Origin of the sequence: Micromonospora sp. NPDC051925, assembly GCF_044548625.1 — a bacterium.
In the GTDB taxonomy this organism is placed as follows: domain Bacteria; phylum Actinomycetota; class Actinomycetes; order Mycobacteriales; family Micromonosporaceae; genus Micromonospora.
On sequence record NZ_JBIUCH010000007.1, the window covers coordinates 288,365 to 308,450 of the forward strand.

Below are 20,086 nucleotides of genomic sequence, written 5' to 3' on the forward strand. Positions count from 1 at the left end.
GTGAGCACTGCCAGAATGAGCGGCGTGGACGACAAGAGCCTGACCGAGAACAGTGCCGCCACCAACCGGACGAGCCTGTGGGGAGGCCGGTTCGCCGGCGGCCCCGCCGAGGCCCTTGCGCGGCTGTCGGTGAGCGTCCAGTTCGACTGGCGTCTCGCCCCGTACGACATCGCCGGTTCCCGGGCGCACGCCCGGGTGCTGGCGGGCGCGGGGCTGCTCGACCCCGACGAACTGGGTCGCATCCTGGCCGCGCTGGACGACCTGGAGGCGGCCTGCGCGTCCGGGCAGTTCCGCCCGACCATCGACGACGAGGACGTGCACACCGCGCTGGAGCGGGGCCTGCTGGAACGGCTCGGCAGCCTCGGTGGCAAGCTGCGCGCCGGCCGGTCCCGCAACGACCAGGTCGCCACCGACCTGCGGCTCTACCTGCGGGATCACGCCCGGGGGGTGGCCGCCCGGCTGGTCGAGCTGGCCGAGGCCCTGGTGGAGCAGGCGGAGCGGCACGTCGACACCGCCGCGCCGGGGATGACCCACCTCCAGCACGCCCAGCCGGTCACCTTCGGGCACTGGCTGCTGGCCCACGTCCAGCCGCTGCTGCGCGACCTGGAGCGGCTGCGCGACTGGGACTACCGGACGGCGATCAGCCCGCTCGGGGCCGGCGCACTGGCCGGTTCCGGTCTGCCGCTGGACCCGGTGGCCGTCTCCAAGGAGCTGGGTTTCCGGACGTCCTTCGCCAACTCGATGGACGCGGTCGCCGACCGGGACTTCGTCGCCGAGTTCCTCTTCGTCACCGCGCTGGTCGGGGTGCACCTGTCCCGCCTCGGCGAGGAGGTGGTGCTCTGGACGTCACACGAGTTCGGCTGGGTCGAGCTGGACGACGCGTTCGCCACCGGTTCGTCGATCATGCCGCAGAAGAAGAACGCGGACATCGCCGAGCTGGCCCGGGGCAAGTCCGGTCGGCTGGTCGGCGGGCTGATGAGCGTGCTCACCATGCTCAAGGGCCTGCCGATGACCTACGACCGGGACATGCAGGAGGACAAGGAACCGGCCTTCGACGCGGTCGACACCCTGGAGCTGCTGCTCCCGGCGCTGGCCGGGATGATCTCCACGATGACGGTGCGGGTGGACCGCCTGGTCGCCGCCGCGCCGGTCGGCTTCTCGCTCGCCACCGAGGTCGCCGACTGGCTGGTCCGGCGCAACGTGCCGTTCCGCGACGCGCACGAGATCACCGGCAAGCTGGTGGCGCTCTGCGTGGCCCGGGACTGCGCCCTCGACGAGGTCTCCGACGCCGACCTGGCGGCGGTCAGCGAGCACCTCGACCCGTCGGTGCGTGACGTGCTGTCGGTCCGTTCGGCGCTGGCCGCCCGGATCACCCCCGGCTCCACCGGCCCCGGCCCGGTCGCCGACCAGCTCGCCGCCGCGGCGGACCAACTGGCCGGCTGGCGGGAGTGGGCCGCCGAGCGGGTCGTACCCCGCTGAGATCTCGGCCAGGTCGGACGCGGCGCGCGGGGCTTCCCGCGCGCCGCGCCGTCGTTGCGGCAGCTGGCCGGGGCGGCCGGTCGTCAGGCGGGGCGTTCGCGCCGGGGCAGCTTCGCCACCACCGTGTCGTACGAGCCGTCCACCGCCTCGACCAGCTCGTCGTCGGGAATTCCGGCGTCCAGATCCAGCGAGTTCCAGCCGGAGCGGCCGACGTACGGCATCGGTCGGGCGGCGGCGGGGAACCGGTGCAGCCACTCGTCGGCGACCTCCCGGCTCGGGCCGCACTTCACCCCGATCCGTGCCGTGCCGTCCGGCGCGCCGAGGAACGCGAAGATCCGACTGCCCACCTTCACCACCTCGTCGTCCTCCCAGGGCCGGTCCAGCCAGGCGCCCGGCTTGCCGAGGCAGTACGCCAGCATCTCCTCGCGCGTCATCGTGTCCTCCCGGTGCAGTGGTCGTCGGCCCAGTCTCCCCGAACCGGCCTGCTCCGGCTGGTCGGCCGAAGTGGAACGCGATGATGGTGCGGGTCTGACCGGCGCGGCTCGATGCCGGGCGGCTCCCGCTGACGCTGTCGGCGTCATCGCTGGTTGCGGTGAGTGAGCAGGGAAGGTCGATCACGCAGAGCAACGCCCACCCCGCCAACACCTTGCCCCCTTCTCATCCTTTGCTCTGCTGCCCTCCATGCACCACATCGTTGTCCAGCGGGGATAGCTGGGGATCGTGTCACGGCTCGGGTCGGGAAGCATGACTTTGGGTGCCTGTCGCTTCGAGGGCAGCAGAGCAAAGTGAGGTCGGGGATGATGGTGTGGCTGCACGGCTGCTACTCCCAGTAGCGAACCGCGATCCGTATCCCCGCCGGGTCAGGTGGTGCGGGCGGCCAGGCGTTCGTAGCGTTGCTTGGCGGCCTGGGCGCTGCCCAGGCCGAGCCCGTACGCAATCGCCTGCCAGGTCAGTCCGCGGGCGCGGGCGCGCGTCAGCAGCCCTGCCTCCAGCACGTCGAGTTCGGCGCGCAGGTGTGGCAGCAGGGTCAACGCGGCGGTGAGGTCCGCTTCGTCGACAGGCTCCTCGTCGGCGTCCCGTGACCGCTGCGTGGCCGCCGCCGTCGGTTTGCCGATCTCTGCCGTAGGGCGTTACCTGGACGGGTGGACTACCCGTGGTTGCGTGCCCCGGCCGCCGAGGTGGCCGGGACGGCGCAGGCGCTGCTCGGCTGGGAACTCGCCGCCGGCGGCGTCCGGATCAGGCTGACCGAGGTCGAGGCGTACGCGGGCACCGGCGAGGACCCGGCGTCGCACGCCCACCGTGGACCCACCCCCCGGACCAGGGTGATGTTCGGCCCGGCCGGGCACGCCTACATGTACTTCGTGTTCGGCATGCACTGGTGTCTCAACATCGTCTGCGGCGGCGAGGGTGAGGCGGCGGCGGTCCTGTTGCGGGCCGGTGCGGTGGTCGACGGGTTGCCGATCGCCCGCGAGCGCCGGGGGGACGTCGCCGACCGGGACCTGGCCCGGGGGCCGGCCCGGCTGGCCGTCGCGCTCGGCGTCACCGCGTCGGCGAACGGCACCTGCGTGCTCGACGGGAGCGGCCCCCTGCTGCTGAGCCCGCCGACCCGCCCGGTCTCCCGCGCGGAGGTCTCCGCCGGCCCCCGGGTCGGCGTGGCCGCCGCCCACGACGTGCCGTGGCGCTTCTGGATCACCGGCGACCCGACGGTCAGCCCCTACCGCCGGCATGTTCTCCGCCGACGGATCTGACCCGGCTCGGCTATCGGCGCTCACGGGGGTGGCGGGGTCGGCTCGTCGCGACCCGCTCAGCTGATCAACTGCTCGAACTCCGCCGCTGTCAGCCCCGCTTGGCGGAGGATGGAAGCGAGGGTGCCGCGCTTGATCGTGCTGTGGTTCGGAACCACCACCACGTTTCCTGCGGAGTTGCGGTACACCGCGTGGCTCCCTCTGGTCCTGACGTGATCGAAACCGGCCTTCGTGAGCCCGGCGATCACCCTGCGGAGTGGCAGGTCGGCCAGCGCCGGACTCACGCAGCTCTTCCTACCTGGAAGGAGGTCACCAGAGGGGTCGGTTCGATGGTCGGCTGCGAAACTTCATCGAGGTACGCCTCGACGGCCTCCCGCAGGTTGACGAGTGCCTCGTCGAGCGACTCGCCCTGGCTTGCCACGTCGAGTTCGAGGCAACGAGCGACGTACCAGTCCTCTTCCTGATGAACAGCGGCCGTGAACGTTCTCACCATTCCACCCTCCCAGGAATCCAGGTCGTGTCCATCCTACGAGTACACCGAGGGTTCCGTGCATCGCCGGTGCCTCTTCGACCGCAGGTCCAGCGCAGTTCTCCGCCGTCGTGGCGGATGGAACTCGGTGATGGGGGCCGCCCGTTCCCGGCGGGATTGGTTAGCATTCGCGCTCATCGCGAGCGTGGAGGTAACGGAGATGGACGCACACGACGCCGGGGTGCTGGTCGGCCGGCTGGCCTGCGTGGCCATCCCGCTGCTGGCGATGCTGGTGTTGGCCGTGGTCGTCGTGGTGGCGGTGCAGCTCGGCCGTCGCCGCCCGTCCCCACCCCCGGCCCGGCCGTGGCCGCCGGCCGACCCGACCCGGTACGGCCCGCCCACCGGCCAGCCGTACCCCGGCCCGCCGCCAGCGGCCCCGTCCCACCCCGGCCCGCCGCCGGTCACGCCGTCCCACGACGCTCCGCCGCCGGCCGGGTCCGGGCCGGCGGGGACCGACGTCACCAGGGGGGACGAGGAGTCGCCGACGGCCTGAGCGGGGGTGACCGGCGCCACCCCGGGCACCGTCGCCGCCGGAATAGTTGACTCGTCAAATAGGTTGTGCGCGACGTCCGGGTGCCACGACGGTCCCGGAATCTCAGACGCGAGGAGCTGGTCATGCAGTTCGGAGTCTTCACCGTCGGCGACGTCACGGTCGACCCGACCACCGGACGGGAGCCGACCGAGCACGAGCGGATCAAGGCGATGGTGACCATCGCGCTCAAGGCCGAAGAGGTCGGCCTGGACGTCTTCGCCACCGGGGAGCACCACAACCCCCCGTTCGTCCCCTCGTCGCCGACCACCATGCTGGGGCACATCGCCGCCCGTACCGAGCGGCTGCTGCTGTCCACCTCGACCACGCTGATCACCACCAACGACCCGGTGAAGATCGCCGAGGACTACGCCATGCTCCAGCACCTGGCCGACGGCCGGGTGGACCTGATGATGGGGCGTGGCAACACCGGTCCGGTCTACCCGTGGTTCGGGCAGGACATCCGCAACGGCATCCGGCTCGCCGTCGAGAACTACGAGCTGCTGCACCGGCTCTGGCGTAAGGACGTGGTCGACTGGCAGGGCAAGTTCCGTACCCCGTTGCAGTCGTTCACCTCGACCCCGCGCCCGCTCGACGGTGTTCCGCCGTTCGTCTGGCACGGCTCGATCCGCAGCCCGGAGATCGCCGAGCAGGCCGCGTACTACGGTGACGGCTTCTTCGCCAACCACATCTTCTGGCCGAAGGAGCACACCCAGCGGATGGTCGACCTCTACCGGCAGCGCTTCGCCCACTACGGTCACGGCTCTGCCGAGCAGGCCATCGTCGGCCTCGGCGGGCAGGTGTTCATGCGGCGCAACTCCCAGGATGCGGTCCGCGAGTTCCGGCCGTACTTCGACAACGCCCCCGTCTACGGGCACGGGCCGTCGCTGGAGGAGTTCACCCGGCAGACCCCGCTGACCGTGGGCAGCCCGCAGCAGGTCATCGACCGTACCCTCGGCTTCCGGGAGTACGTCGGCGACTACCAGCGCCAGCTGTTCCTGTTGGACCACGCCGGGCTGCCCCTGAAGACCGTGCTGGAGCAGCTCGACCTGCTCGGCGAGGAGGTCGTCCCGGTGCTGCGCAAGGAGTTCGATGCGCTGCGCCCGGCGCACGTGCCGGTCGCGCCCACCCACGCGTCGCTGGTCGCCGCCCGCGACGCCGCCGACGAACTGGCCACCCGTGGGGCCACCGACCCGGCCGGGGCCGACGACCTGGCCGGTGCCGGGACGGAGGGCGGCCGATGACCCGGCGCACCCTGGCCGTGGTGTCGGCGGGCCTGGGCCAGCCCTCGTCCACCCGGCTGCTCGCCGACCAGCTCGCCGCGGCGGCCCGCGACGAGCTGGTCCGGCGCGGCGACGAGGTGGAGCTGCGGGTGGTCGAGCTGCGCGACCACGCCCACGACGTGGTGAACAACCTGCTCACCGGCTTCCCGTCGACCGAGCTGCGGGCCGCCCTCGACGCGGTGACCGGGGCCGACGGCATCATCGCCGTCACGCCGATCTTCAACGCGTCGTACAACGGGCTGTTCAAGTCCTTCTTCGACGTGGTGGACGCACAGGCGCTGGTCGACCGGCCGGTGCTGATCGGCGCGACCGGCGGCACCGCCCGGCACTCCCTCGCCCTGGAGCACGCCGTCCGGCCGATGTTCGGCTACCTGCGCGCGGTGGTGCTGCCGACGTCGGTCTTCGCCGCACCGGAGGACTGGTCCGGCGGCACCGCCGACGACGCGCTGCGGGCCCGCATCCGCCGTGCCGGCCTGGAACTGGCCGACCAGGTCGACCGGCGGCCACCGGCCACCGGCCACGCCGACCCGTTCGCCCTCACCACCGACTTCGCCGAACTCCTCGGCGGCGGCCGGGAGGGCTGATCCCGCCGATGGCCGGTGGGCCGCTGCCGAGCGGCCCACCGGCCGTAAGGCCGCCCCGGCGGGCTGACCGTCACCGGTACGGGTGGGCCACCAGCACCGGGCAGTGGGCGTGCTGCACCACCGCCTGGCTGATCGAACCCAGCAGCAGGCCGGTGAAGCCACCCCGCCCCCGGGTGCCGACAGCCAGCACCGACGCCGTGCCGCTCGCCTCGATCAGGCCCTGCGCCACCCCGGCCGCCCGGACCGGATGCTCCCGCAGCACCACGTCCGGGTGGTCGGCGCGGACCGCGGCGGACGCCTCGGCGAGCAGCCGCACGGCGTGCGCCCGGTGCGCGGCGTCGGACTCCTCCACCTCGTCGGGCACCTCCCGGTCCTGCGGGGGCGGGCCGACGTGCACCAGCACCAACGGGACACCACGCCGGACCGCCTCGGCGGCGGCCTGGTCGGCGGCCACCCCGGCCGCCGGCGAGCCGTCCACACCCACCAGCACCGGCCCGTCGGCCACCATCGGCTGCGCCTCCGGGCGTACCACCAGCACCGGGCAGTACGCGTGCGCGGCGACCTGCGCGCCGACCGAGCCGAGCAGCAGCCCGGCGAAGCCGCCCAGGCCCCGGCTGCCGACCACCACCAGGGCGGCCCGCCGGGACTCCTCGACCAGCGTCGCGCCCGCCCCACCGGCCACCTGACGCGCCTGCACCGCCAGCCCCGACCACCGGCCGGCCAGCTCGGCGGCGGTGCGCTCCAACATCCGCTGCGCCTCCTCCGACGGCGCCGGCACCCCCAGGTCGTACGGGTTCAGCGGCACGCCGTAGCCGAGCGGGTGCAGGTAGCCGTGCACCAGGTGCAGCGGCGCGGACCTGAGCGTGGCCGCGTGCGCGGCCTGCTCCGCGGCGGCCAGGCTGGCCGGCGATCCGTCCACGCCCACCACTACCGGTCGGTTCATCAGCACTCCCAGGGTCGGCTCAGCTCATTGTCGACGTGGCGGCCCGCCCACGCCGGCAGGGTGACCTGGCCGGGCGTGCCGCTGTCCGCCGCTCCGCCTTCTGTGGCGTGTCCCCGGCACGCCGTCCCGTTCGACCCTCCCGCCACCCGGTCCGGCGGAGCAGAGGCGATGTGCCCGCAGGTCGGGACCAACGGCCCTGCCGTGTCGCCGCCGACGGGAGTGTCATGGAGGCGAGGACGACCGACGAGGAGCTTCCGGCCGAAGGGCACCCCGATGACCCCCTTGGAGATGCTCACCGAGCACCCTTTTCTCGCCGGTCTGCCGCCGCAGTGGCTGCCCCGGTTGACCGGGTACGCCCGGCCGGTGGTCTGGCACCCCGGCCACCGGCTGTTCCGCGCCGGCCAGCCGGCGGAACGGTTCTGGCTGGTACGCGGCGGCGCGGTGGCGCTGGACTTCCCGGTACCCGGGCGCGGCGACGTGGGTATCGAGTCGATCGGGCCGGGCGGGGTGCTCGGCTGGTCGTGGCTGTTCCCGCCGTACCGCTGGCAGTTCGGTGCGGTCGCCGCCCGACGGACCACCACTGTGGAGTTCACCGCCGAGGGGGTGCGTCGGCTGATGGAGTCCGACGACGCCCTGGGCCGGCAGCTCACCACCCGGTTCATGAGCGTGGTGGTGGACCGGCTCCAGGCGTCCCGGGGACGCCTGCTCGACCTGTACGGCTACCCGACCTCGTCGGCGAGCTGACCCGGACGGGCGTCGACCCTCCCGACGTCGTCGCCCCGGACCGCGTCGTCGGCCTGGACTGCGTCGGTGGCGTCGGGGTGGTCCGTCGGGCAATGACCAACCCCGCCGGTTGTACGAAGATCGACCGGCGGGACACCGCGTCGCCCTTGGCGTCGAGCTGGTACCCGTCGAGCCAGACCCAGCCGTCGTAGGTCGGCCAGTCGAGCACGCGGATCACCCGGAACCGGATCGGCCTGATGAACTGGATGCTGGCCGCGCGGGTCACCTGGAGCAGGTCACCCGCCTTCGGCAGGGGCGCGGTCATCGCCGACCGAACACGCTGCGGTACCTGCGCCAGGTCCTGATCCGGGTACGGGCGGCCTCCGCCACCGGGCAGAAGCCGGTCTCGGCGCACTTCTCGCATCGCGCGTGGCGGTGGTGGTCCAGGCAGCGCCAGGCCAGCTCGACCAGGAGCGGTGTCTCGCGGTGTCCCTGCATTCCGTCTCCCGGGGGTGTCGGGGTCTTCGCGGCACCCCGCCCCACCGAGCCCAGCTCCACCAGGGCGGAGGCACCGCGTCACCGATTCCACACCCTCAGCTACCACCTGTCAACTAGGGCAGGCCCTGCAAGGCGTGCCCTGCAAGCCCTGCCTCCTGGAATGGGTCGTGTAAGGCAGGCCCTGAGGGGTAGGACTCACTGTGCATACCTTCGGGGTCATGGGCGAGGAAGAGGTCCCGGGGCCGCTCGTCGGGGCCGCTGAGATCCAGCAGATGCTGGGCGTGAGCAGATCCCGATTCCGGCAGATCATCCTGCTGCCCAAGTTCCCCGCGCCGTTTCAGAAGTTGATCGGCGGCGCGGTGTGGCTGCGGTCCGACGTCGAGGCGTACATCCGGGACCACCGTCGCCCCAAGCCCCCGGCGGACGAGGACGAGCAGGGCTGACCAGCCCCGACCGTGGCGGTGGCGGGCCGGGTCAGGTGACGGTCAGGCCGCGGGCGGCGAACTGGCCCCGGACCCGGGCCACCAGCTCCGGGGTGGGCGGTTCCGTCCGCGCGAGCGGAAAGGTCAGCCCCAGCTCGGCGTACTTGTGCGCGCCGAGCCGGTGGAAGGGCAGCACCTCGACCCGCTGCACGGTGGCCAGCCCGGCGGCGAAGTCGGCGATGCCGGCCACGTTCGCCTCGGCGTCGGTGAGGCCGGGCACCAGCACGAACCGGATCCAGATCGGGGTGCCCCGCTCGGCCAGCCGCCGACCGAAGCGCAGCGTCGGGGTGACCGAGCCGGTGCGGGTGACCCGCCGGTACGTCGCCGGATCCCACGACTTGACGTCCAGCAGCACCAGGTCGGTGGCGTCGAGCAGGGCGTCGTCGGCGCGGACGCCGAGGAAGCCGGAGGTGTCCAGCGCGGTGTGCAGGCCCAGGTCGTGGCAGCGGCGCAGCACCTCACCGGTGAACCGGGGTTGCATCAGCGGCTCGCCACCGCTGAGCGTCACCCCGCCGCCGGCCACCGAGATGAACCGTCGGTACGGCGCGATGTCCGCCATCAGCTCGTCCACCGTCCGGTGCCGGCCGCTGCGCCGGTACCAGGTGTCCGGGCTGTGGCAGTACCGGCAGCGCAGCGGGCAGCCGGCCAGGAAGGCCACGAACCGGGTGCCCGGCCCGTCCACCCCGACCGACACGTCCCACGAGTGCACCGCCCCGGTCACGCCCCCGCCCCGCCCGGCGGCGGTGACGACGGCGTGACCGGGCCGGACGGTCACAGCGACCCGTGGAAGGTCCGGGACACCACGTCCTGCTGCTGCTCCCGGGTGAGCCGGACGAAGTTCACCGCGTACCCGGACACCCGCACGGTCAGCTGCGGGTAGCGCTCCGGGTGCTCCATCGCGTCGACCAGGGTGGCCCGGTCCAGCACGTTGACGTTCAGGTGGAACCCACCGGCGTCGGTGTAGCCGTCGAGCACCCCGGCCAGGTTGTCGATCCGCTCGGACCGGGTGTGCCCCAACCCGTCCGGGGTCACCGTCGAGGTCAGCGAGATGCCGTCGCGGGCGGCGTGGTACGGCAGCTTCGCCACCGACAGCGCGGCGGCCACCAGCCCGTGGGTGTCCCGGCCGTTCATCGGGTTCGCACCCGGGGCGAACGGCTCACCGGCCCGCCGGCCGTCCGGGGTGTTGCCGGTGTGCTTGCCGTACACCACGTTCGAGGTGATGGTCAGCACCGACATGGTCAGCTCCGCGTCGCGGTAGGTGCGCTGCCGGCGCAGCTTCGCGGCGAACGTCTCGGTCAGCCACACCGCTATCGCGTCGGCCCGCTCGTCGTTGTTGCCGTACCTCGGCGGTTCCCCCTCCACCAGGTAGTCGATCGCCAGGCCGGTGTCGTCGCGCAGCACCTTGACCGTGCCGTACCGGATCGCGGCGAGGCTGTCCACCGCCACCGAGAGCCCGGCGATGCCGGTGGCCATGAACCGGCGCACCGGGTGGTCGTGCAGGGCCATCTCCAGCCGCTCGTAGGCGTACCGGTCGTGCTGGTGGTGGATCACGTTCAGCGCGTCCACGTACGTCTCGGCCAGCCAGTCCAGGGTGTGCTCGTACGCGGCCAGCACCTCGGCGTAGTCGAGGGTCTCCCCGCCGACCGGCGGGGTCGCCGGGGCGACCTGCTCCCCGCTGATCTCGTCGCGGCCCCCGTTGATCGCGTACAGCAGGGCCTTGGCGACGTTGGCCCGCGCCCCGAAGAACTGCATGTCCCGGCCCACCCGCATCGCCGACACGCAGCACGCGATCGCGGTGTCGTCGTCGTACGCGGGCCGGATCAGCTCGTCGTTCTCGTACTGGATGGCGCTGGTGTCCAGCGACACCTGGGCGCAGAACCGCTTGAACCCCGCCGGCAGCCGGGGCGACCAGAGCACGGTCAGGTTCGGCTCCGGCGCGGGACCGAGGTTGTAGAGGGTCTGCAGGTAGCGGAAGCTGGTCCGGGTGACCAGCGGTCGGCCGTCGACGCCCATCCCACCCAGCGCCTCGGTCACCCAGGTCGGGTCACCGGAGAAGAGCTGGTCGTACTCGGGGGTGCGCAGGAACCGGACGATCCGCAGCTTGATCACGAAGTCGTCGACCAGCTCCTGGGCGTCCATCTCGGTCAGCCGCCCCTCGGCGAGGTCCCGCCGCAGGTAGACGTCGACGAACCCGGCGGTACGCCCCAGCGACATCGCCGCGCCGTTCTGCTCCTTGGTGGCGGCCAGGTAGGCGAAGTACAACCACTGGATCGCCTCCCGACCGGTGCCTGCGGGGCCGGCGATGTCGTAGCCGTAGCTCGCCGCCATCTGGGCCAGCTCACCGAGGGCCCGGATCTGCTCGGCCAACTCCTCCCGGTCCCGGATCACCTCGTCGGTCGACGGCCGGTCGTCCAGCGCCGCTTTCAGCGCCTTCCGCTCGGCCACCAGCCGGTCCACCCCGTAGAGCGCCACCCGCCGGTAGTCGCCGATGATCCGCCCCCGCCCGTACGCGTCGGGCAGGCCGGTGATGATATGCGAGCGGCGCGCGGCGAGCACGTCGGACGGGTACGCGTCGAAGACCGCGTCGTTGTGCGTCCTGCGGTACGTGGTGAAGATCCGGTGCACCTGTGGGTCGGCGGCGAAGCCGTACGCCTTCAGCGCGGTCTCCACCATCCGCAGCCCGCCGGCCGGCATGATCGCCCGACGCAGCGGCGCGTCGGTCTGCAACCCGACGATCAGCTCCCGCTCCCGGTCGATGTATCCGGGGGCGTGGGCGGTGATGGTGGACGGGGTGGCCGCGTCGACGTCGTACACGCCGCGTCGGCGCTCCTCGACGAACATCGACCGCAGCGTCCCCCAGACCTCCAGGGTGCGGCAGGTCGGCCCGGTGAGGAACGACGCGTCCCCGGTGTACGGCTCGTGGTTGTCCCGAACGAACGCGGCCACGTCGACGGTGTCGCGCCAGGCGTCGCCGGTGAAGCCACGCCACGGGTCGAGATGTGCGGTGCCGGTCATGATCGGTCCTTCCGCAGTGGTCGAATCCGGCGACCTGGGTCGTCGGGGTCTTTCCCTTCCACCCCCAGCCTCGTCCGGTCGCCCCCGGGCGGGCAGAGGCGCAGGACCGCCCCCGCCCGGGACCAAAGACCCACGGGCGGGGGACCGGTCAGTGCTGCACCACCAGCCGGCGGGCCCGTAGCACCCGCGCCCACCACGGGCGGGGCGTCGCCGGGCGCAGTGCCGGCACCCGGGCGCCGCGCAGGCTGACCCAGCCGCCCGGTCCCATGGTCACCGTGCCGATCGCCGGCGGCCTGCGGCGGGCGACCACCGCCACCGCGGCGGTGAGTAGGGCGACGGTGGCGGCTCCGGCCGCGGCGGCGAGCACCCGGTCCGGGTCGGGCAGCGCCCGGTACCGGACCCGCCCACCGGCCAGCACGAACGCGCCCACGGCCCGGCCGTCGCGGGTCACCGGCACCAGCGCGGCGGCCGGCGAGCCGGGCAGCGCCAGCACCGGCCCCACCGGCCCGGCCGCCGCCGGCCCCGCCGCCTCAGCCGGGGTACGGGGCAACGGCGGCGGCCCCAGCGGAGCGGGTCCGGTCGGGTTGAAGATCGCGGTCATGGTGCTGCCCCCTGTTGCCGGTCGGACCTGTCCCCTCCTTGGTAGCAACGGCCGGGTGCCTGCCGGCAGGGCCGGACGGTGCGCCGACCGGGCCACAGGTCCCGAGGTGTCGTGCCGGTGCGTATTCTCCGGCGGTGACCGCCGACCTGCGCCTACGCCCGGTGCGCGACGACGACCTGCCGCACTTCTTCGCCCACGAACAGGATCCCGAGGCGGCCTGGATGGCCGCGTTCGGTCCGGCTGACCCGACCGACCGGGCGGCGTTCGACGCGCACTGGGCCCGGATCCGCGCCGATCCGCGGATCGTCAACCGCACCGTGGTCGTCGACGGGGTCGTGGTCGGGCATGTGGCGGCCTTCCCGGTGGGCGAACACACCGAGGTCAGCTACTGGATCGACCCGCGCCGCTGGGGGCGCGGCCATGCCACCGCCGCGCTGTCCGCGTTGCTGCGCGAGCTGCCGCAGCGGCCGGTGCGCGCCCGCGCCGCGAAGGACAACCGGGCCTCCCTGGCGGTGCTGCGCAAGTGCGGCTTCGTGGTCGTCGGCGAGGACTCGGGGTACGCCGACGGCCGGGGCACGGAGGTCGAGGAGTGGCTGCTGGAGCTGCCCGCCGTGCCGGATGACCAGGGCGGGCACTAGTCTCGCGGGGTGAACTGGCTGGAACTCGTCGGCTGGGCCGGCTCCGTGCTGCTGGTCTGGTCGCTGCTGCAGACGGGCCTCCTGCGGCTGCGCGCCCTCAACCTGGTCGGTTGCCTGATCCTGATCGGCTACAACGCCGCCGTGCAGGTCTGGCCGATGGTCGGCCTGAACGTGGTGCTCGCCGTGATCAACGTATGGTACCTGCGTTCGATGCTGGCCACCCGGCACGACGAGCAGACCTACCAGGTGGTCGAGGTGGGCGTCGGTGACGAGTTCCTGGCCCACACGCTGCGGGTGCACGCCGCCGACATCGCCCGGTTCAACCCCGACTTCCGTCCGCCGCCGGCCGGTGCGGACCGCTCGGCGTTCCTGGTGGTACGCGCCGACGAGGTGGTCGGGGTGGTGCTGTCGCACGCCGAGGCGGACGGGATCGCCCAGATCGACCTGGACTACGTCACCCGGCGGTTCCGCGACTTCACCCCGGGCGAGTTCGTCTACCGTCGCAGCAGCCTCTTCACCGACCGGGGCTTCCGCCGGGTGGTCAGCCCGCCCGGTATGGTCGCCCCCTACTACCACCGGCTCGGCTTCCGCCCCGAGGGCGACGCGTACGTGCTCGACCTGACGCCGGCCGCCGAGCGCGCCTGACCCGTCGAGCACCCGCACCGGCCGGGCGTGCTTCCGGGCATCGTTGGCGGCACTGCCCGGCCGCCGGCCGCGGGCGAGCCTGACCCCCGGCCGTCGGGCACGGGTGGGGGACGGGTCGTGCGGGGCAGGTGCCCCCGGTCACGATCGTCGGCGCGCGGAGGGTTCGCGGACCGCGCGGTGGGGCACAGACTGGGCTACGCCGGACGGGTCCTCCGTCCAGCGGCGTCGGCCCGGTGGCCGACGCCCACCGCCTGAGGGAGAGTGCCGGGCGTGCAGAGCTACTGGAGCCAGTTGGCCCTGGTCGGAGTCCTGGTGGTGCTCAACGCGATCTTCGCGGGCAGCGAGATGGCCCTGGTGTCGCTGCGGGACAGCCAACTGCAACGGCTGGAACGCACCAGCCGGGCCGGTCGGGTGCTCGCCCGGCTGGCCAAGGACCCGAACCGATTCCTCGCCACCATCCAGATCGGCATCACCCTGGCCGGGTTCCTGGCCTCGGCCGCCGCGGCGGTCTCGCTGGCCAGACCGTTGATGCCGCTGCTCGGCTTCCTCGGCGGCGCCGCCGAGACGGCAGCGATCGTGCTGGTGACCCTGGCGCTGACCTTCGTCACCCTGGTCTTCGGCGAGCTGGCCCCGAAGCGGATCGCGATGCAGCGCGCCGAGCGGTGGGCATTGCTGGTGGCCCGCCCCCTGGACATCCTGTCCAGCTTCACCCGGCCGGCGGTGTGGCTGCTCGGCGCCACCAGCGACCTGGTGGTCCGCTTCGCCGGGGTGGACCCCAAGCGGCAGCCCGACGAGATCGGCCCGGACGAGCTGCGCGACATCGTCGCCGGCAACCACGGCTTCACCAAGGAACAGCGGACGATCATCGCCGGCGCGGTGGAGATCGCCGACCGGCAGCTGCGCGCGGTGCTCGTACCCCGGTTGCGGGTCTTCACGCTCGACAGCGGGACCACCGCGGAGGCCGCCCGGCTGGTGCTGGCCGCCACCGGCCACTCCCGGGCCCCGGTGGTCCGCCACGGCGGCCTGGACGACGCGGTCGGTGTGATCCACCTGCGGGACCTGGTCGGGGTGCCGGACGACCGGCCGGTCGACGAGTGCGCCCGCCCGCCGATGCTGCTGCCCGACTCGCTACCGGTGGTGGACGCGTTGCGCCAGTTCAAGGCGGAGCGGCAGCACATCGCCCTGGTGGTGGACGAGCGGGGCGCGGTCGACGGGATCGTCACCCTGGAGGACATCCTGGAGGAGATCGTCGGGGAGATCTACGACGAGACCGACCGGGACGTCCGCTCGGTGCGCACCGAGGCCGACGGGTCGTTGGTGCTGCCCGGCACCTTCCCCGTGCACGACCTGACGGACATCGGCGTCGAGGTGCCCAACCGCCCGGCCGGCGACTACACCACCGTCGCCGGGATGGTGCTGTCCTGCCTCGGGCACATCCCCACGGTCGCCGGGGAGAGCGTCACCATCGACGACTGGGAGCTGACCGTCACCGACGTCGACCAGCGCGCCATCACCCAGATCCGCCTGCACCACGCCCCGCCCGCACCCCCCACCGACCAGCAGGAACCCCTCCGAGACGAAGCCCACGCCTGACCCCGCCCGCACCGGGCTGTTCCGGTCCGCGCTGGGCCGGCTGCTCCGGTCCGGTCCGCGCCGGGCCAGTTGGTCCGGTCCGGTCCGCGCTGGTCTGGGCTGGTCCGGGCTGGTCCGGTCCGTGTCCAGCTAGCGCGGCGGGGACGGGTCGCCGAACGGGAAGCCCGGCACCGGTGGCAGGAGCTGGATCTGGTCGGCGGGGAACTGGCGGGTTTCCCGGCTCAGGGTTCGCGCGGTCACCCGGATCGCCCAGGGGCCGGACGGGTGCCGTTGCGCCCCGATCAGCCGGCCCCACACCCGGCTCCACCAGTGAGCGGTCACCAACACGTCGGTGAGCCGGAGCCGGCCGTCCGGGAGACCACCCCGCACCACCACGTCCACCACCCGGCCCAGCCGTCGACCGTGCAGGTCGTACGCGGTGCGGCCGAGCAGCTCACCCGCTCGCACGGTCGGCTCCCGGGATCCGGTCGATCAGGTGCCGACGCAGCCAGGTCTCGACCGGCGGGCGGGGCAGCTCGTCGGCGTGGGCGTGCAGCCGGACCGCGCTGTCGATCCGGGCGACCTGGTCGAACGGGATGCGCAGCGGTGCCGACGCCTCCTCGGTGAACCGGTCGGCGAGCGCCACCAGCAGCCGCCCGACCCGGCCGCCGATCCGCCGACCGAGCGCTCCCTGCCCGGTCAGCAGGCACGCCACGTAGGGAAGGCCCTGGTCGTCGACGGCGAACTCGACGTCGTCGACCTTGCCGAGCAGCAGCCCGTCGGCGTCGACGATCTGCCGGTCGAGCAGTTGCCGGCCGAGCTGGATCCTCACCGTCCCATCCCCGTCCCGATCGCCAGCGGGATGGCGGTCACCGAGGCCGCCACGATCACCACCAGGAACACCGCGCCGAGCAGGTTGAGCCACGGCCCGTTCACGTCGTCCCCCAGGTACGTCCGGTCGTTGGCGACGATCAGAATCGGCAGGTACGTCAGCGGCAGCACCACCGCGCTGGCGACCAGCATGTACTCGGTCAGCCGGATCGGGTCGATCGTGGTGAACAGCAGCAGCATCCCGGCCAGCACGCTGACCAGCAGCACACTGTGGAAACGGGCGGCCTCCCGGGGACTGACCCGCTTGCCCCACTGCCAGCCGAAGTACTGCGCCGCCGCGTACGCCGCCGACAGGCCGGTCTCGAGTGCGGCCCCGAAGGTCACCGCGAAGAAGGCCAGCGCGGCGAACGCCAGCCCCACCCCGCCGAAGGCCAGCACCACCGGCTGGGCGACCTGGTCGAGGGTCGACAGCGACACCCCGCCCGGGTGGAAGACCACGGTGGCCGTGGCGACCAGAGACAACGCCAGGAGGCCGCCGGCCGGGAAGCCGATCAGCACGCTGGACCGGGCGTCGGCGAGGTCGGCGGCGCTCCAGTTCTCCTCCACCCCGCCGGAGGAGAAGAAGAACACCTCGTACGGGCTGACGGTGGAGGCGAACAGCGCCACCGCCACGAACCAGTACGCCCCCCAGCCCTGGCCGGCCGTGCCGGGGTGCAGCGCGCCGTGGCCGAGCGCCGCCCAGTCGGTCGGCAACCAGAACAGCGCCAGGGCGAAGACCAGCAGGGTCAGGCCGGCCAACCCGAACACCCGTTCCATCAGCTGGAAACGCATCCGCCACAGCACCAGCCAGACGGCGAACGCCGCGACCGGCACCCACAGCAGGTAACTCACCCGGGAGGCCAGTTGCAGCGCCAACGCCACCCCGCCCAGCTCGGCGGCCAGGGTCAGCACCGTGACCAGGTAGGACGCCGCCAGGTTGAGCAGCGCGACGCGGGGGCCCAACCGCTCCCGGACCAGGTCGAACACCGCCCGTCCGCTGACCGCCGCGATCCGGCCGGCCATCTCCGCGTACGCGCAGATGCCGACCACCCCGAGCACCAGCACCCAGGCGTGGGCCATGCCGAAACGGGCCCCCGCCTGGCTCGCCGCCACCAGGTCGCCGATGTCGACGAAGCCCCCGATGGCCGAGAGCACCCCGAGGGTGGCGGCGAGGAGCTTCCTCACGTCGGAGGGGGGACGGCAACTGTCATCGAGGCGACGATATCGGCGTTGGCACCCCGCTATGGGGCAAACCGGTCAGGCCCGCCCCACCCGACCGGCCGCGATCCCCGCCGCGGATCGTCGTGCGGGCGGGGTCAGCTCGCGGTGAGGTTCTGCAACCGGACCTGGCCACGGGAGACCAGCCGGCCCTCGGTGTCGGTGATCTCCACCTGCCAGAGCTGCTGGCTGCGACCCCGGTGCACCGGGGTACCGACCGCGACCAGCTCGCCCTCGCGCACCGCGCGGAGGAAGTCCGTCTGGTTGGACACGCCGACCACCGTGCCGCGGTCGCCGAGCCAGATCGAGCCGCCGAAGCTGCCGACGGTCTCCACCACTGCGCAGTAGACGCCGCCGTGCACGATGCCGGCCGGCTGGAGCAGCTCGGGCCGGACCTTCCAGCGGATCACCACCCGGTCGGCGCTGGCCTCGTCGAGCGTCAGCCCCAGCAGACCGAACAGGCCACCGGTCATCTCTGGGATCTCCACGGTTGTTCCTCCTCACCTCACGGGACGCGTCAGCCTAGCCGCCCCGCCGGTCGGCAAACCCGGTACGGCCCGAGGTCGGCGATGGGGGACAATCGGTGACCGTGACCGAGAGCAACGTCCCGCACGGGCGGGAATCCCTGACCGAAGACCTGCGGTGGCGGGGCCTGATCCAGGACTCCACCGGCCCCGACGAACTGCGTGAACTGCTCGACGGCGGGGCGGCCACCTTCTACGTGGGCTTCGACCCGACCGCGCCCAGCCTGCACGTCGGCCACCTGATGCAGGTCACCACCGCCCGCCGGCTCCAGCTCGCCGGGCATCGTCCGCTGCTGCTGGTGGGCGGTGCCACCGGGCAGATCGGCGACCCGAAGGAGAACGCCGAGCGCACCCTCAACTCGCCGGAGGTGGTGGCCGGCTGGGTCCAGCGCATCCGCGACCAGCTCGCGCCCTTCGTGTCGTACGACGGGCAGAACGCGGCGCGACTGGTCAACAACCTGGAGTGGACCGGCGAGATGTCGGTGGTCGAGTTCCTGCGGGACGTCGGCAAGCACTTCCCGGTCAACAAGATGCTGGCCCGCGAGGTGGTGCGGGCCAGACTGGAGACCGGCATCAGCTTCACCGAGTTCAGCTACCAGCTGCTCCAGGCCAACGACTTCTTCGAGCTGCACCGCCGGCACGGCTGTCAGCTCCAGTACGGCGGCTCGGACCAGTGGGGCAACATCACCGCCGGCGTCGACTACGTCCGCCGACGCGGGGCCGGCCCGGTGCAGGCCTTCACCACCCCGCTGGTCACCAGGTCGGACGGCACCAAGTTCGGCAAGACCGAGGGTGGCGCGGTCTGGCTCGACCCGGAGCTGACCAGCCCGTACGCCTTCTACCAGTTCTGGGTCAACGCCGACGACCGGGACGTCACCCGCTACCTGCGCTACTTCAGCTTCCGCTCCCGCGAGGAGCTGGAGGCCCTGGAGAAGGAGACGGCGGAACGGCCGGCGGCCCGGCTCGCCCAACGCGCTCTCGCCGAGGAGCTCACCACCCTGGTCCACGGTGCCGGGGAGACCCGACAGGCGGTCGCCGCCAGCCAGGCGCTCTTCGGCCGTGGCTCGCTGGACGAGCTCGCCCCGGAGACGCTGCGCGCCGCGTTGACCGAGGCCGGCCTGGTGGTGCTCACCGGCGAACTGCCCGACGTGGCCGGGTTGCTCCGCGACTCGGGGCTGGTCGGTGGTCTGAAGGAGGCCCGCCGGGTGATCACCGAGGGCGGCGCGTACGTCAACAACAACCGGGTCACCGACGTCGACGCCACCGTCGACCCCGCCGGTCTGCTGCACGGCCGCTACCTGGTGCTGCGTCGGGGTAAGCGCTCCTTCGCCGGCGTCGAGCTGCGCCGTTGACCTTTTGCGCGGGGTGTTGAACCCCTGAGCTGGGCTTCGTCCGGTCCCACGGTCACCCCTGGCGGGCCCGGCCCGTCCGGCACCGGACCCCGGTGTCCGGACGGGCCCCTGTCCCGTCCGGACAGCTTGCCCCCGGCTTCTCGAGTGTGACGTGGGACGCGCTCACCCGATTTGACGATCAACTCGTTGGACGCGTAACTTTCTCTCTGCCAGCGCGGAACGGACGAAACAGGGCGAAAGTCCTGAAGGCCGGAGCGCGGTGTGAGGTGCCGGCTCCGAGGGGTTGTTCTCCTGGGAGTACGGGCCGGGCGGTGCCCGGATCGGCCAGGGGCCGATTTGGTGGGGCGAAGCCGACCGGGTAGTGTGTGACGCCGGCAGGGAACCGGGCGAGCAGGCGGGAAACCGCGGCGGCCGGCCTGGCGGAAACCACGAGGGTGTCCGGTGTGAGCCGGGTTAATTGTGGTGCCCGGGATTGTGGTGGAAGTGGTGTGGATCGCTACGAAGCGGTTTGACACGGCGGATATCAGCGGGTAACGTAGTAAAAGTGCCTGGTGCGGATAGCGCCGGGTGCTGCGAACGAGATACCCCGGGTCGGGGGTCCTGCTGTGGTGGGGCTTTCGGGTGGTGTGTGGTTGTTCTTTGAGAACTCAACAGGGTGCTTGATAAGCCAGTGCCAATTTGTTTATACCCCGTGCTGGGCAGGCTGTGGTCTGTCTGGTGGGGATTCCTTTGGCAACACTTTGTTGTCAGGATGCTGTTCAACAGGTTTTTGTTGGAGAGTTTGATCCTGGCTCAGGACGAACGCTGGCGGCGTGCTTAACACATGCAAGTCGAGCGGAAAGGCCCTTCGGGGTAC

At 72.4% G+C, this 20,086-nt stretch carries 24 protein-coding genes, 1 rRNA gene and 1 pseudogene; 12 read left to right on the forward strand and 14 right to left on the reverse strand.

The window, feature by feature from the left end; all coding sequences use genetic code 11:
• The first annotated feature begins 15 nt into the window (after positions 1-15).
• Complete coding sequence (gene argH, locus ACIG87_RS12135; RefSeq protein WP_396850569.1) at positions 16-1,479, forward strand: argininosuccinate lyase; 1,464 nt, start codon at positions 16-18, stop codon at positions 1,477-1,479.
• 83 nt (positions 1,480-1,562) lie between these two features.
• On the opposite strand, the gene ACIG87_RS12140 is transcribed toward argH, so the two are convergent.
• Complete coding sequence (locus ACIG87_RS12140; protein ID WP_396850526.1) at positions 1,563-1,913, reverse strand: MmcQ/YjbR family DNA-binding protein; 351 nt, start codon at positions 1,911-1,913, stop codon at positions 1,563-1,565.
• A 426-nt stretch (positions 1,914-2,339) separates the two neighbouring features.
• Complete coding sequence (locus ACIG87_RS12145) at positions 2,340-2,510, reverse strand: hypothetical protein (RefSeq protein WP_396850528.1); 171 nt, start codon at positions 2,508-2,510, stop codon at positions 2,340-2,342.
• A gap of 111 nt (positions 2,511-2,621) precedes the next feature.
• On the opposite strand from ACIG87_RS12145, the gene ACIG87_RS12150 reads away from it, so the two are divergent.
• Positions 2,622-3,227, forward strand: a complete 606-nt coding sequence (locus ACIG87_RS12150) for a DNA-3-methyladenine glycosylase (RefSeq protein ID WP_396850529.1) — start codon at positions 2,622-2,624, stop codon at positions 3,225-3,227.
• A gap of 56 nt (positions 3,228-3,283) precedes the next feature.
• Here ACIG87_RS12150 and ACIG87_RS12155 read toward each other — a convergent pair whose 3' ends face one another.
• Together ACIG87_RS12155 and ACIG87_RS12160 are read right to left on the reverse strand one after the other, a co-directional pair.
• On the reverse strand, positions 3,284-3,508 hold the full coding sequence (locus ACIG87_RS12155; RefSeq protein ID WP_396850531.1) for a type II toxin-antitoxin system HicA family toxin: 225 nt from the start codon (positions 3,506-3,508) through the stop codon (positions 3,284-3,286).
• Positions 3,505-3,717, reverse strand: a complete 213-nt coding sequence (locus ACIG87_RS12160) for a type II toxin-antitoxin system HicB family antitoxin (RefSeq protein ID WP_396850532.1) — start codon at positions 3,715-3,717, stop codon at positions 3,505-3,507. Before ACIG87_RS12160 ends, ACIG87_RS12155 begins: the two co-directional genes overlap by 4 nt.
• A gap of 196 nt (positions 3,718-3,913) precedes the next feature.
• Here ACIG87_RS12160 and ACIG87_RS12165 point away from each other — a divergent pair, with 196 nt between their 5' ends.
• The 3 genes from ACIG87_RS12165 to ACIG87_RS12175 all read left to right on the forward strand — a co-directional run bounded on the left by ACIG87_RS12165 (position 3,914) and on the right by ACIG87_RS12175 (position 6,149).
• Positions 3,914-4,246: a hypothetical protein gene (locus ACIG87_RS12165; RefSeq protein WP_396850534.1), complete on the forward strand. Its 333-nt coding sequence runs from the start codon at positions 3,914-3,916 to the stop codon at positions 4,244-4,246.
• Positions 4,247-4,368: 122 nt separating this feature from the next.
• A complete protein-coding gene (locus ACIG87_RS12170) occupies positions 4,369-5,526 on the forward strand; it encodes an LLM class flavin-dependent oxidoreductase (RefSeq protein ID WP_396850535.1) in 1,158 nt (385 codons plus the stop codon).
• Positions 5,523-6,149 carry an FMN reductase gene (locus ACIG87_RS12175; RefSeq protein WP_396850537.1) on the forward strand — a complete coding sequence of 209 codons (627 nt, stop codon included), beginning with the start codon at positions 5,523-5,525 and terminating at the stop codon, positions 6,147-6,149. Before ACIG87_RS12170 ends, ACIG87_RS12175 begins: the two co-directional genes overlap by 4 nt.
• A 70-nt stretch (positions 6,150-6,219) precedes the next feature.
• Here ACIG87_RS12175 and ACIG87_RS12180 read toward each other — a convergent pair whose 3' ends face one another.
• Positions 6,220-7,098, reverse strand: a complete 879-nt coding sequence (locus tag ACIG87_RS12180) for a universal stress protein (RefSeq protein ID WP_396850539.1) — start codon at positions 7,096-7,098, stop codon at positions 6,220-6,222.
• Positions 7,099-7,365: 267 nt separating this feature from the next.
• Here ACIG87_RS12180 and ACIG87_RS12185 point away from each other — a divergent pair, with 267 nt between their 5' ends.
• Entirely contained in the window at positions 7,366-7,836 is a 471-nt protein-coding gene (locus ACIG87_RS12185; RefSeq protein WP_396850540.1) for a cyclic nucleotide-binding domain-containing protein, read from the forward strand.
• Here the strand turns inward: ACIG87_RS12185 and ACIG87_RS12190 are convergent.
• Positions 7,835-8,140, reverse strand: a pseudogene (locus ACIG87_RS12190) (hypothetical protein); the annotation flags it as partial. The gene ACIG87_RS12185 and the pseudogene ACIG87_RS12190 overlap by 2 nt on opposite strands.
• Complete coding sequence (locus ACIG87_RS12195; RefSeq protein ID WP_396850541.1) at positions 8,137-8,313, reverse strand: hypothetical protein; 177 nt, start codon at positions 8,311-8,313, stop codon at positions 8,137-8,139. The gene ACIG87_RS12195 and the pseudogene ACIG87_RS12190, both read right to left, overlap by 4 nt.
• Positions 8,314-8,531: 218 nt before the next feature.
• Between ACIG87_RS12195 and ACIG87_RS12200 the strand changes: the two genes are divergently transcribed.
• Positions 8,532-8,756 carry a helix-turn-helix transcriptional regulator gene (locus ACIG87_RS12200; RefSeq protein ID WP_396850542.1) on the forward strand — a complete coding sequence of 75 codons (225 nt, stop codon included), beginning with the start codon at positions 8,532-8,534 and terminating at the stop codon, positions 8,754-8,756.
• A 31-nt stretch (positions 8,757-8,787) separates the two neighbouring features.
• Here the strand turns inward: ACIG87_RS12200 and pflA are convergent, their stop codons facing one another.
• The 3 genes from pflA to ACIG87_RS12215 form a co-directional block, all read right to left on the reverse strand.
• Positions 8,788-9,570 (reverse strand): pyruvate formate-lyase-activating protein, encoded by a 783-nt coding sequence (gene pflA / locus ACIG87_RS12205; protein WP_396850543.1) that lies wholly within the window; start codon positions 9,568-9,570, stop codon positions 8,788-8,790.
• Positions 9,567-11,810 (reverse strand): formate C-acetyltransferase, encoded by a 2,244-nt coding sequence (gene pflB, locus ACIG87_RS12210; RefSeq protein ID WP_396850544.1) that lies wholly within the window; start codon positions 11,808-11,810, stop codon positions 9,567-9,569. Before pflB ends, pflA begins: the two co-directional genes overlap by 4 nt.
• Before the next feature lie 148 nt (positions 11,811-11,958).
• On the reverse strand, positions 11,959-12,411 hold the full coding sequence (locus tag ACIG87_RS12215; protein ID WP_396850545.1) for a hypothetical protein: 453 nt from the start codon (positions 12,409-12,411) through the stop codon (positions 11,959-11,961).
• Positions 12,412-12,545: 134 nt separating this feature from the next.
• Between ACIG87_RS12215 and ACIG87_RS12220 the strand changes: the two genes are divergently transcribed.
• The 3 genes from ACIG87_RS12220 (at position 12,546) to ACIG87_RS12230 (ending at position 15,287) form a co-directional block, all read left to right on the forward strand.
• Positions 12,546-13,049, forward strand: coding sequence for a GNAT family N-acetyltransferase (locus ACIG87_RS12220; protein ID WP_396850546.1), 504 nt, complete (start codon positions 12,546-12,548; stop codon positions 13,047-13,049).
• A 9-nt stretch (positions 13,050-13,058) separates the two neighbouring features.
• Positions 13,059-13,694 carry a hypothetical protein gene (locus ACIG87_RS12225; RefSeq protein WP_396850547.1) on the forward strand — a complete coding sequence of 212 codons (636 nt, stop codon included), beginning with the start codon at positions 13,059-13,061 and terminating at the stop codon, positions 13,692-13,694.
• 270 nt (positions 13,695-13,964) lie between these two features.
• Positions 13,965-15,287: a hemolysin family protein gene (locus ACIG87_RS12230; protein ID WP_396850548.1), complete on the forward strand. Its 1,323-nt coding sequence runs from the start codon at positions 13,965-13,967 to the stop codon at positions 15,285-15,287.
• 129 nt (positions 15,288-15,416) lie between these two features.
• Here ACIG87_RS12230 and ACIG87_RS12235 read toward each other — a convergent pair whose 3' ends face one another.
• The 4 genes from ACIG87_RS12235 to ACIG87_RS12250 form a co-directional block, all read right to left on the reverse strand.
• Entirely contained in the window at positions 15,417-15,734 is a 318-nt protein-coding gene (locus tag ACIG87_RS12235) for a PRC-barrel domain containing protein (protein WP_396850549.1), read from the reverse strand.
• A complete protein-coding gene (locus tag ACIG87_RS12240) occupies positions 15,721-16,098 on the reverse strand; it encodes a hypothetical protein (protein WP_396850550.1) in 378 nt (125 codons plus the stop codon). The genes ACIG87_RS12235 and ACIG87_RS12240 overlap by 14 nt, the downstream gene beginning before the upstream one ends.
• The gene (locus tag ACIG87_RS12245; RefSeq protein WP_396850551.1) at positions 16,095-17,321 is read right to left on the reverse strand and encodes an NRAMP family divalent metal transporter; all 1,227 of its coding nucleotides are present in this window, start codon (positions 17,319-17,321) and stop codon (positions 16,095-16,097) included. Before ACIG87_RS12245 ends, ACIG87_RS12240 begins: the two co-directional genes overlap by 4 nt.
• Positions 17,322-17,452: 131 nt before the next feature.
• Entirely contained in the window at positions 17,453-17,827 is a 375-nt protein-coding gene (locus ACIG87_RS12250; RefSeq protein ID WP_396850570.1) for a PaaI family thioesterase, read from the reverse strand.
• A 110-nt stretch (positions 17,828-17,937) separates the two neighbouring features.
• Here ACIG87_RS12250 and tyrS point away from each other — a divergent pair, with 110 nt between their 5' ends.
• Together tyrS and ACIG87_RS12260 are read left to right on the forward strand one after the other, a co-directional pair.
• Positions 17,938-19,230: a tyrosine--tRNA ligase gene (tyrS, locus tag ACIG87_RS12255; protein ID WP_396850552.1), complete on the forward strand. Its 1,293-nt coding sequence runs from the start codon at positions 17,938-17,940 to the stop codon at positions 19,228-19,230.
• A gap of 769 nt (positions 19,231-19,999) precedes the next feature.
• Positions 20,000-20,086: ribosomal RNA gene (locus ACIG87_RS12260) — 16S ribosomal RNA — on the forward strand; the annotation flags it as partial.